Consider the following 11344-nt stretch of genomic DNA (forward strand, 5'->3'; position numbering starts at 1 on the left):
CAATTCCGTTCAGCGACGAGACCCCCTCCCGCCGCGCTCCAAGGGGCTAGCGAAAAATGGTTAACAGCCGATTTGGCAATTGGTCGGAGCAAGAACGGATGGGCGCATTGCCGCTCCAGCCTCATGATCGGTTTGATCTTGCCCGCCGCGCGTGCGAAGCGCGTCGACATGGATAATGGGGCTGGAACGGGCGCTTGGCGCTTTGCCGTCGATCGGGGCGGAACATTCACCGACGTCGTCGCGGTGACACCCGAGGGTCGCCTCGTGACCGACAAGCTGCTGTCCGAAAATCCAGGCCATTACCGGGACGCCGCAAGCGAGGCCGTTCGGCGCCTGATGAATTGCCATGGCGAAGGACCGATCGCCGAAATGCGTATCGGCACCACGGTGGCCACCAATGCGCTGCTAGAGCGCAAGGGCGAACGCGTGGCACTCGCCATCACCCGTGGTTTCGGCGATGCCCTGCGGATCGGAAATCAGGCGCGGCCGGAAATCTTCGCTCGCCACATTGTCCTGCCCGAGCAGCTTCCTTCGCGGATTATCGAGATCGAAGAGCGGGTCTCCGCCGACGGAAAGGTCCTGCTCCGGCTCGACGAGGATGCGGCACGCGTGGCATTTTCCACTCTGCGCGACGAAGGCTTCGACGCACTCGCCATCGTGCTCATGCATGGCTGGAAATACCGCGAGCACGAAGAACGGCTCGCCGCGATCGCCCGCGAGCTTGGCTTTGCGCAGGTCAGCGTGAGCCACGAAGTCTCCCCGCTGATCCGCCTCGTTCCAAGAGGCGATACAACCGTGGTCGATGCCTATCTCTCGCCCGTGCTGCGGCGCTACACCGACGGGCTGCAGGCGGGTCTTCCCGAGGTCGGCACGCTGCGCTTCATGCAGTCGAACGGCGGGCTGGCCGAGGTCGGCGCGTTTCGAGGGAAAGATGCGATCCTGTCCGGACCGGCGGGCGGCGTGGTCGGGATGGTCGCGGCGAGCGAGCCACTGGGCCATCGCAAGCTGATCGGCTTTGATATGGGCGGGACCAGCACCGACGTCGCGCATTATGCGGGCGAATACGAACTGACTGGTGATAGCGTGGTGGCGGGCGTGCGCGTTGCGGCGCCGATGATGCAAATTCACACGGTGGCGGCGGGTGGCGGATCGATCTGCCAATATGACGGTGGACGCTTCCGCGTCGGGCCGGAAAGCGCGGGCGCCGATCCGGGGCCTGCCTGCTACCGCAAGGGCGGCCCGCTGACGGTGACCGACTGCAACCTGTTCCTCGGCCGCATCGACCCGGCCTTCTTCCCGAGCGTCTTCGGGGCAAGCGGCGACCAGCCGCTCGACCCGGGCGCCTCACGAAAGCGGCTGGAAGAGGTCGCGGCAGCGCTGAACGCGTCCAAATCGCTCGAAGAAATCGCCGAGGGCTTCCTCGCAATCGCGGTCGATTCCATGGCTAATGCCATCCGCAAGATCAGCGTTGCGCGCGGGCACGATGTGACCGGCTACGCGCTTGCCTGCTTCGGCGGAGCGGGCGGCCAGCATGCCTGCCGCGTTGCCGATGCGCTGGGGATGGAGACCGTGCTCGTCCACCCGCTCGCGGGCATCCTCTCGGCCTACGGGATCGGCCTCGCCCCGGTGAAGGCGATCCGCGAGGTGAGCGTCGTGCGGGGCCTCGAAGCCGGGTTCTCGGAAGAGCTTGGCGCGCTCGAAAGCGAAGCGCGGGAAGCATTGGTCGAACAGGGCATCGATCAACACGCGATCACGCTCGAAGCCCGCGCCCGGCTAAGGTTCGAGGGCAGCGACAGCCTGCTTGCCATCCATTGCACTGACATGGCCGAGATGGACCGACAGTTTCGTACACTCCACCGCCAGCGTTACGGCTATTCCGACGCCGAGGCGCCGATCATCTTCGAGGCGCTGGGCGTCGAGGCGAGTGGCACTTCGGGCGGGCTAGGGGCGCTCGAGGCCGAACCCATCGCCGCCAGCGGCACCGCATCGGGGGACTGGCCCACGCTCGAACGCGCGGCGATGACCGCAGGCGTAACCCGCGACGGACCGCTGCTGATCATCGACCCGTCCTCTACCACCGTGGTCGAGGAGGGCTGGCAGGGACGGCTCGCCGAGGACGGCAGCCTCGTCCTCACGCGAGCGGTTCCGCTTACCCGCGAACGAGCGGCGGGGACGGAAGTAGATCCCGTCAGGCTAGAGATCTTCAACAATCTCTTCATGGCCATCGCCGAGGAGATGGGCGTCGTCCTCCAGTCGACCGCGACCTCGGTCAACATCAAGGAGCGGCTCGATTTTTCCTGCGCGCTGTTCGATGCGAGCGGCGCGTTGATCGCCAATGCGCCGCATATCCCGGTGCACCTCGGCAGCATGGGCGACAGCATCGCGCGAGTGATCGAGGCGCGGGGCGACCAGCGCGACGGGCGCGGGTTCCGGCGGGGCGACGCCTATGTCCTCAACGATCCCTTCCGCGGCGGGACGCATTTGCCCGACATCACGGTCATCGTGCCTGTGTTCTTCGGCGACAATGCTAGCGAGCCCGACGCCTTCGTCGCCGCGCGCGGGCACCATTCCGACATTGGCGGGATCGCCCCCGGGTCGATGCCGCCCGAAAGCCGCACAATCGAGGAGGAAGGCGTCCTCATCGATAATGTGCTGCTGGTGGACGAGGGGCACTTCCGCGAGGCCGAAATGCGCGAAACTCTCGCCTCGGCCACCTACCCGGCGCGCAATCCCGACCGCAACATCTCCGACCTGCGCGCCCAGCTTGCCGCCTGCACGCGGGGGCAGGAACTGCTCGACGCCGCCGCGCGCGACCAGGGGGCCGCGATCGTCAGCGCATACATGGACCACGTCCTCGCCAATGCGGAGGAAAGCGTACGTCGGCTGCTCGGCAAGCTGGACGACGGCAGCTTCGCCTACCCGATGGACAATGGCGCGGTCGTGAAGGTCGCGATCCGCATCGACGGCGAGGCGCGCTCCGCCGTGTTCGACTTTACCGGCACCAGCGACCAGCTTCCCGGCAATTTCAACGCGCCCAAATCGATCACCCGCGCCGCCGCGCTCTATGTGGTGCGCACGCTGATCGACGATGCGATCCCGATGAACGACGGCTGCCTGCGGCCGGTCGAGCTCGTCGTGCCCGACGGATCGATGCTCAATCCCAATCCGGGCGCGGCGGTGGTCGCGGGCAATGTTGAGACCAGCCAGGTGGTGACCGACGCACTGTTCGCAGCGACCGGCCGCCTCGCGCCTGCGCAAGGGACGATGAACAATTTCACCTTCGGCAACGCGGCGCACCAGTATTACGAAACGATCTGCGGCGGCTCGGGCGCAGGGATCGACCATCCCGGTACGAGCGCGGTGCAAACGCACATGACCAATTCGCGGCTGACCGATCCGGAAATCCTCGAAACGCGGCTGCCGGTCAGGCTCGACCGCTTCGCCATTCGCCACGGCTCTGGCGGCGATGGCACCTTCACGGGCGGCGATGGCGTGGAGCGGCGGATCACCTTCCTCGAAGCGATGCGCGCCAACATGCTCGCCAACCGACGCAAAGTGGCACCGCGCGGTATCTGCGGAGGCGAGGACGCCTCCCCTGGTCGCAACTGGGTCGAACGCGCAGATGGCACGCGCGCGGAAATTGGCGCTACCGGCTCGACCGAGATGCAGCCTGGCGATGCCTTCGTGATCCTGACCCCGGGCGGAGGGGGCTTCGGCCCGCTCCTCCCGGACTAGGAGACCCTATCAGACGGCCGCGTCGCGCTTGACCGTGATGACCTGCGGATAGGTGAATTCCTTCAACCCATCGACGCCGTATTCGGCGCCGAAGCCCGATTGCTTGTGCCCGCCGAAGGGCGCGAAGGGCGACAGGTGCATGAATTCATTGATCCACACCGTGCCGGTCTCGAGCTGTTCGGCAATCTCGACGCCCTTGTCGGTGTCTTTGGTCCAGACCGCGCCCGCGAGGCCATATTCCGAATTGTTCGCCCGTTCTATGACTTCATCAACGCTGTCAAACTTGAGCAGCGGCATGACCGGCCCGAACTGTTCCTCGGCCACGATCCGCGCGTCCTCGGGCGGATTGTCGAGGATCGTGATCGGCACGTAATAGCCCGTGCCAGAGGGGTCCTTGTCCCCGCCGGTTAGGAACTTGTAGCCATTGTCCTTGGCGTCCTGGATCAGCTCGAGCACGCGCTCGTACTGCTTCTTGTTCTGGATCGGGCCGACTCCCGTGCCCTGCTGCGATCCATCGCCCACGACCACGGTCTTGGCATATTCGGCGATCGCCTTGGACAGGTCTTCGTAGATGTCCTTGTGGATGTAGACGCGCTTGGCCGCGATGCAGACCTGGCCGGCGTTGGAAAAGCTCGACCAGAACAGCTGTTCGGCAACCTTCTCGACATCGGCATCGGGCAGCACGATCGAGGCATCGTTGCCGCCGAGTTCCAGCGTGATGCGCTTGAGGTCCCCGCTGGCGCCTTCCATGATCTTCTTGCCCGTAGCGGTCGAGCCGGTGAAGGTAATCTTGTCGATATCAGGATGCTCGGTGATCATCGGGCCGAGGCTGTCTTCGCCGGTGATGATGTTGACGGTGCCCGCGGGCACCACGTCCTTGATCAGCTCGGCAATGCGCAACGTGGTCAGCGGCGTGAAGGGCGAAGGTTTGAGCACGATGGTGCAGCCGGCGACCAGCGCGGGGACGATCTTTTGGATCGCCATCATGATCGGGAAGTTCCACGGCACGATGCCGCCGACCACGCCAACCGGGACGCGGCGGGTGCGCGAAAGGCGCGTGTCGTCATCCTGGTTGATCACGTCGTCGAGCGTCAGCGTCGATTGCGCGGCGGCGAGGCCCGCGGCCCCGTAAATTTCCTGCTGCGCCTGCGCATGCGGCTTGCCCTGTTCGGTGGTCAGCAGGCGATAGAGCTCGTCGGCATTGTCCTTGATCGCCGCGGCGATGCCCTGGACGACCTTCTGGCGTTCCTCTGCGCTCGTCTTCTTCCACACCTTGAAGGCCCGGCGGGCGGCGGCGACTGCGCGGTCGAGCTCGTCCTTGCCGCAAGCGGGCACGCGGCCGACGACCTGCTCGTTGGCCGGGTTCAGGACCTCGAGCCATTCGCCATTATCGACCATCTCGCCGTCGATCAGGTTCTTGTAGTCGGTCATCTGCTCTCTCCTCGCGCAAATCTGGGGATTCGTCTCTTGCCTCATACACTGTCGGGATTCGTTGCTCGATGCAACGGGTCTTGCGCCACGGCGTGAGATTGGCGAGAGCAGTGCGCGAGAGAGGAGAACCCTTGCAGACCTTCGTCACCGAAACGGTCGACTGGCCCGATACTGCGCCCGCCCTGCGCGAGCAGGTGCGTACGCTGGTAGCGGAGCACGGGGAGAGCGATCCCGTCCGCCGCGCCAACAGCTGGACCAAGGCCGACCCCGCTTTCAGCCGTAAACTGGGCGAAGCGGGACTGCTTGGCATGACCTGGCCCACAGAGTACGGCGGGCACGAACGCAGCCAGCTCGAACGGTATGTGGTGATCGAGGAGCTGCTGGCGGCGGGTGCCCCGGTCGGCGCGCACTGGATCGCCGACCGGCAGAGCGCGCCTCTGTTGCTGCGGCTCGGCAACGAGGAATTGAAGCGCCGCTGGGTGCCCGCGATCGCGCGCGGCGAGGCCTACGCCTGCATCGGACTCAGCGAACCGGGATCGGGATCGGACCTCGCCTCGGTAAGGACATCGGCCCGGCGCGACGGCAACGAGTGGGTCATCGAGGGTCAGAAGGTCTGGACCACCGGCGCGCATGTCAGCCATTTCATGATCGCGCTGGTCCGCAGCGAGGCGGGGAGCGAGCGGCAGGCCGGCCTCTCGCAATTCGTCATCCCTATGGATGCGCCCGGCGTCAGCGTGCGGCCGATCGTCGACCTTACCGGCGCGCATGAATTCAACGAGGTGTTCTTCGAGAACGTGCGCCTGCCCGCCTCCGCTCTGCTCGGCGTGGAGGGCGAAGGGTGGAAGCAGGCCACCGCCGAACTCTCGCTCGAACGCTCGGGGCCGGAACGATACCTGTCCTCCATGGTGCTGTTCCTCGAACTTGTACGCCACGCCGGGGCGAAGGACGATCCGGCACTGGCGCAATTGGTCGGGCGTCTGGCGGCGGAGGCGTGGACGCTGCGACTGATGAGCGCCTCGGTCGCGGCCAAGCTGGCGCGCGGAGAGGATCCGGCGCTGGAGGCGACCATCGTCAAGGACCTCGGCAATTCCTACGAGCAGGCGATCCCGCAGCTGGTGCAGGCAGCGGTCGATTTCGGCGACGCCGAAGCCGAGGTTCTGCACGCGGTCTGCTTCTACCTGCTCCAGGTCAGCCCCAGTTTTTCGCTGCGCGGGGGAACGCGCGAGATCATCAAGGGCATCATCGCAAGGGGGCTGGGGCTTCGATGACGCACCTTGGGATGAGCGACACCCGCCGCATGCTGGCGGAAATGGCCGATCCGCTGTTTGCCGAACTCGGCCCGGTCGCAAGCGAGGAGCGCGACCTCGCGCGGATCGAGAAACTCGGCCTCCCGCTACTGCTGGCGCCCGAGACCGAGGGCGGTTTCGGCGGCGACTGGCTCGATGCACTGACCGTCTTCCGGCTTTCCGGATATCACGCGCTCGGCATCGACCTCCCGGCGCTGGTGATCCAGCGGGCCGAGGGCGTTGAACGCGAACTTGCGATGGCTTTCGCACGCTCTTGCCAGATAGCCGGAGCGCTCGACGCGACGCTCGCGCTGTCGGTCGATTACGTCAACGAGCGCCAGCAGTTCGGTCGGCCGTTGGGCAGGTTCCAGGCGGTGCAGCAGAGCCTTGCCACTTTCTCCTGCGAGGCGGCTGCCGCCAATTGTGCGGCGATGGGAGCCGCGCAGGCGCTCGATCGCGGCCTCGCCGATTTAGAGATTGCGGCCGCCAAGCTGCGCGCGAACCGGGCGGTCGAGGTCGGCACGGCGATCGCGCACCAGGTCCACGGGGCCATCGGCTTCACGCAGGAATACAGCCTGCAGCACCTCACCCGCCGCCTGTGGCAATGGCGCTCCGAACACGGCAACGACGCCTATTGGAGCGCGAAACTCGGCAGCGGAGTCATCGCACGCGGCGCCGACAATTTCTGGCCCGATTTGACCGCCCGCACCGACTAGATCGAAGCAATCCATCACCGGAACCCGCTGCCCGCCCGGCGCCACGGATTGCCGCCTCGCCTGCGGCTCCTCGCAATGACCGGTAATTGTTAGGCCAGCGCCAGCACCCCGGTAAGGATATTGCGTACCAGGTCCACCTGCCCCCGCGCGCCGGTCTTGGCGTAGATTTTCTTCGAATAATAGCGCGCGGTCTCCACGGTCAGCCCATGCGCTTTCGCCGCCTGCGCAATCGACAGCCCTTGCGCGAGCGACCAGGCGAGCCGCGCTTCGGCGGGCGTCAGGTCGAAGACATCGACCAATTGTTCGTGCCGGTCGGCGCTCGAGGAGCGGTCGCCACGCAGATAGACCACTGCCACCGCCTTGTCCTTCCCGGCGAGCGCCTCGATGCGCACGGGCGCGACAAGAATATCGGTCCACGGATCCTGGCTGAGATTGATCGCGCGGGGGCGATGGCGCCGGTCCCCCGCCATGGCCTTGACGAGCGCGGTCAGCTGGCGGTCGATCGCGGGCAGGGCCGGGACCAGCCGGTCGTAAGGTCCGCGGCGCAAAGCACCCGAGCGCGCGAGGAGGCGCTCGGCCTGCGCATCGAGATCGACGATGCGGCAGCGTTCGTCGAGTGCGATCCAGCCGAAATTCATTCGGCGAAAGGCCTCTGCGCTGACCGAGGCGCGGCTGCGCTCGCGCTCGAGCGAGGCAAGCACCTGCAACGCGACACGCAGATGCGGCACGAGTGCCGAAATCAGGCTGGCGATCTCGGCCCCGGCTGCGCCGGGAGACAGGACCGCCAGCGTGAGCGCAAGACCCTCGTTCCCGAGCCGAACGGCGCGCAGCGATACATGCTCGGTGCCCAATTCCTCGCCCGAATAGACCCTCCCTTCGCGCATATCGGCCTTGGGGAGAGCGAACGTGTTTCCCTCCGCCAGCGTGACGTCGCCGCCTTCGCCCGCACTTTCGAGCCGGATCGACACGCCTTGCGCCTCGCACACCCGGCTGAGCTGGCGCAGGAAGGTCTGCCACATGGGTTGTTCGAACACGCCCGAATGCAGCGGCACCAGCAGATCGGTCTCGCCGAGATTGGGAATACGCATACAACTTTTTCTATCACCTCCCATTTGGGAGGTCCATATGGAGCGCGCAAACCTATCTCTCTGCCTGGAAACGCGGAGCCATCGAATGACCGACACCAAGACCCTGACCCATCTTCAGCGGCTCGAGGCCGAAAGCATCCACATCATGCGCGAAGTCGCCGCCGAGGCGGACAAGCCGGTGATGCTCTATTCGATCGGCAAGGACAGCGCCGTGATGCTGCACCTCGCCAAGAAGGCCTTCTACCCCTCGCCCCCGCCCTTCCCGCTGATGCATGTCGACACGACCTGGAAGTTCCAGGAAATGTACAAGCTGCGCGCAAAAGCCGCAGAGGATGCCGGGATGGAGCTGATCGTCCATCAGAATCCCGAGGCCGCCGAACGCGGGATCAACCCGTTCGACCACGGTCCGCTGCACACCGACATGTGGAAGACCGAAGGGCTCAAGCAAGCGCTCGACAAGCATGGCTTCGATGCCGCCTTCGGCGGCGCGCGCCGCGACGAGGAGAAGAGCCGCGCGAAGGAGCGCATCTTTTCCTTCCGCACCGCCACGCATGGCTGGGATCCGAAGAACCAGCGCCCCGAGCTGTGGAACCTCTACAACGCGCGCAAGAAGAAGGGTGAGAGCATCCGCGTGTTCCCGCTGTCCAACTGGACCGAGCTCGACATCTGGCAATACATCATGGCCGAGAACATCGAGATCGTGCCCCTCTATTTCAGCGCCAAGCGCCCGACCTACGAGCACGATGGCGGCCTTTTCATGGCCGACGATATCGACCGGCTTGAGAAGGCGATGGGCTATCGCCCGGAGATCACCACCCGATCCATCCGCTTCCGCACGCTGGGCTGCTTCCCGCTGACCGGCGCCGTGGAAAGCGAGGCGTCCACCTTGCAGGAAGTGGTGCAGGAAATGCTGCTCACCACCACCAGCGAGCGCCAGGGCCGCGTGATCGACAAGGACGCGGGCGACGCGTCGATGGAGAAGAAGAAGCAGGAGGGGTATTTTTGACGCGCCACGGAATGCGCAGCGTTCCGAAGCGTCAACCCCGGACTTGATCCGGGGTCGCCCTCCAACCGACCGGCTTCACCGACAACGAACCCAGCTTTGGCCTTTGGCCTGCTAACGCAACCACTGGGATGACGGGATGAGAAACATGACCGACCCGATCTACAAGACCGACGCCCTGATCGCCGAAGATATCGAGGCTTATCTCGAGCAGCACCAGAACAAGTCGATGCTGCGCTTCATCACCTGCGGCAGCGTGGACGATGGCAAATCGACGCTGATCGGCCGCCTGCTCTACGATTCGAAGATGATCTTCGAGGACCAGCTGGCTGCGCTCGAGAACGACAGCAAGAAGGTTGGCACGCAGGGGCAGGAAATCGATTTCGCCCTGCTGGTCGACGGGCTTGCGGCCGAGCGCGAACAGGGCATCACGATCGACGTCGCCTATCGCTTTTTCGCGACCGAGAAGCGCAAGTTCATCGTCGCCGACTGCCCGGGGCATGAGCAGTACACGCGCAATATGGTGACCGGCGCCTCGACCGCAGACGCCGCCGTAATCCTGATCGATGCGCGCAAGGGCGTGCTGGTGCAGACCAAGCGCCACAGCTTCCTGTGCCACCAGCTCGGCATCAGGAACCTGGTGCTTGCGGTGAACAAGATGGACCTGATCGATTACGACCAGGCAAAGTATGACGCGATCGTTGCTGATTACGAGGCCTTCGCGAAGAGCATCGGTATCGAAAGCTTTACCGCCATCCCGATGTCGGGCCTTGCCGGCGACAACATCACCACGCGTTCGGACAACACCGGCTGGTACGACGGCCCGGTGCTGATCGACCATCTCGAAGCGATTGAGGTCAACAACACCGCCAACCAGGCGAAGCCCTTCCGGATGCCGGTGCAATGGGTCAATCGTCCCAATCTCGACTTCCGCGGCTTCGCGGGCCAGATCGCCACCGGCACCGTCAAGCCAGGCGACATGCTGCGCTCCCTGCCCTCGGGCAAGACCAGCAAAGTAAAATCGGTGGTCGCGATGGATGGCGACCTCGATGAAGCGGTCGCCGGCCAGTCGGTGACGATCACGCTCGAGGACGAGATCGATTGTTCGCGCGGCGATGTGCTCGCAACTGCCGACAGCCCGCCCGAAGTCGCCGACCAGTTCGAATCGACCATCGTGTGGATGGACGACGAGCCGCTGGTCGTGGGCCGCGCCTACTGGCTCAAGCTCGGCACGCAGACCGTCAGCGTGACCGTGGCGCATCCCAAATACGAGATCGACGTCAACAATCCGAGCGGTTCGGGGTCGCACCTCGCCTCGCAGACACTGCATCTCAACCAGATCGGCGTATGCGAAATCACCACCGACAAGCGCATCGTGTTCGATCCCTATGAGGACAACCGCGCGCTCGGCGGGTTCATCCTGATCGACAAGATCACCAATCACACGGTTGGCGCGGGGATGCTGCATTTCAGCCTGCGTCGCAGCCAGAACGTCCACTGGCAGCCGACCGATATCTCGCGCAAACACCATGCCGAGATGAAGAACCAGACGCCGCGCGTGCTGTGGTTCACCGGGCTGTCGGGCTCGGGCAAATCGACCATCGCCAACGAGGTCGAGAAGAAGCTGGCGCTGATGAACCGGCACACCTTCCTGCTCGACGGCGACAATGTCCGCCACGGGCTCAACAAGGATCTGGGCTTCACAGAAAGCGACCGGATCGAGAATATCCGCCGGATCGGCGAGGTCGCCAAGCTGATGACCGATGCCGGGCTGATCGTGCTGACCGCCTTCATCAGCCCGTTTCGCGCCGATCGCCAGCTGGTGCGCGACATGATCGATGGCGGGGAGTTCATCGAGATTCACGTCGACACGCCGCTGGAGGTTGCCGAGGCGCGCGACGTCAAGGGCCTCTACAAGAAGGCGCGCGAGGGCAAGCTGAAGAACTTCACCGGGATCGACAGCCCCTATGAAGCGCCCGAGGACCCGGAAATCCGCGTCAACACGGTCGAGATGACAGCGGAGGAGGCCGCCGAATACATCATCGGCAAGATCCTCCCGCTCAAATAGGCGTCGGCGGCGCGGGC

General features: G+C 65.0%; 7 protein-coding genes. 5 read left to right on the forward strand and 2 right to left on the reverse strand.

From position 1 onward, the window contains the following. Positions 1-168: 168 nt before the first annotated feature. Positions 169-3735, forward strand: coding sequence for a hydantoinase B/oxoprolinase family protein (locus tag ACQY4G_RS02515; RefSeq protein ID WP_421993540.1), 3567 nt, complete (start codon positions 169-171; stop codon positions 3733-3735). Positions 3736-3744: 9 nt separating this feature from the next. Here the strand turns inward: ACQY4G_RS02515 and ACQY4G_RS02520 are convergent, their stop codons facing one another. Beyond that, on the reverse strand, positions 3745-5166 hold the full coding sequence (locus ACQY4G_RS02520; RefSeq protein WP_421992858.1) for an aldehyde dehydrogenase family protein: 1422 nt from the start codon (positions 5164-5166) through the stop codon (positions 3745-3747). 110 nt (positions 5167-5276) lie between these two features. Between ACQY4G_RS02520 and ACQY4G_RS02525 the strand changes: the two genes are divergently transcribed. Beyond that, the gene (locus ACQY4G_RS02525; RefSeq protein ID WP_425061711.1) at positions 5277-6434 is read left to right on the forward strand and encodes an acyl-CoA dehydrogenase family protein; all 1158 of its coding nucleotides are present in this window, start codon (positions 5277-5279) and stop codon (positions 6432-6434) included. An 11-nt stretch (positions 6435-6445) separates the two neighbouring features. Continuing rightward, positions 6446-7168: an acyl-CoA dehydrogenase family protein gene (locus tag ACQY4G_RS02530; RefSeq protein ID WP_421992862.1), complete on the forward strand. Its 723-nt coding sequence runs from the start codon at positions 6446-6448 to the stop codon at positions 7166-7168. 89 nt (positions 7169-7257) lie between these two features. Here ACQY4G_RS02530 and ACQY4G_RS02535 read toward each other — a convergent pair whose 3' ends face one another. Continuing rightward, positions 7258-8256: a helix-turn-helix transcriptional regulator gene (locus ACQY4G_RS02535; RefSeq protein WP_421992864.1), complete on the reverse strand. Its 999-nt coding sequence runs from the start codon at positions 8254-8256 to the stop codon at positions 7258-7260. An 85-nt stretch (positions 8257-8341) separates the two neighbouring features. Here ACQY4G_RS02535 and cysD point away from each other — a divergent pair, with 85 nt between their 5' ends. After that, entirely contained in the window at positions 8342-9262 is a 921-nt protein-coding gene (gene cysD, locus ACQY4G_RS02540; RefSeq protein ID WP_421992866.1) for a sulfate adenylyltransferase subunit CysD, read from the forward strand. Positions 9263-9398: 136 nt separating this feature from the next. Continuing rightward, positions 9399-11327 carry a sulfate adenylyltransferase subunit CysN gene (gene cysN, locus ACQY4G_RS02545; RefSeq protein WP_421992868.1) on the forward strand — a complete coding sequence of 643 codons (1929 nt, stop codon included), beginning with the start codon at positions 9399-9401 and terminating at the stop codon, positions 11325-11327. Positions 11328-11344 lie beyond the last annotated feature (17 nt).

The sequence above is a fragment of the Qipengyuania sp. genome (genome assembly GCF_965277845.1).
In the GTDB taxonomy this organism is placed as follows: Bacteria; Pseudomonadota; Alphaproteobacteria; order Sphingomonadales; family Sphingomonadaceae; genus Qipengyuania.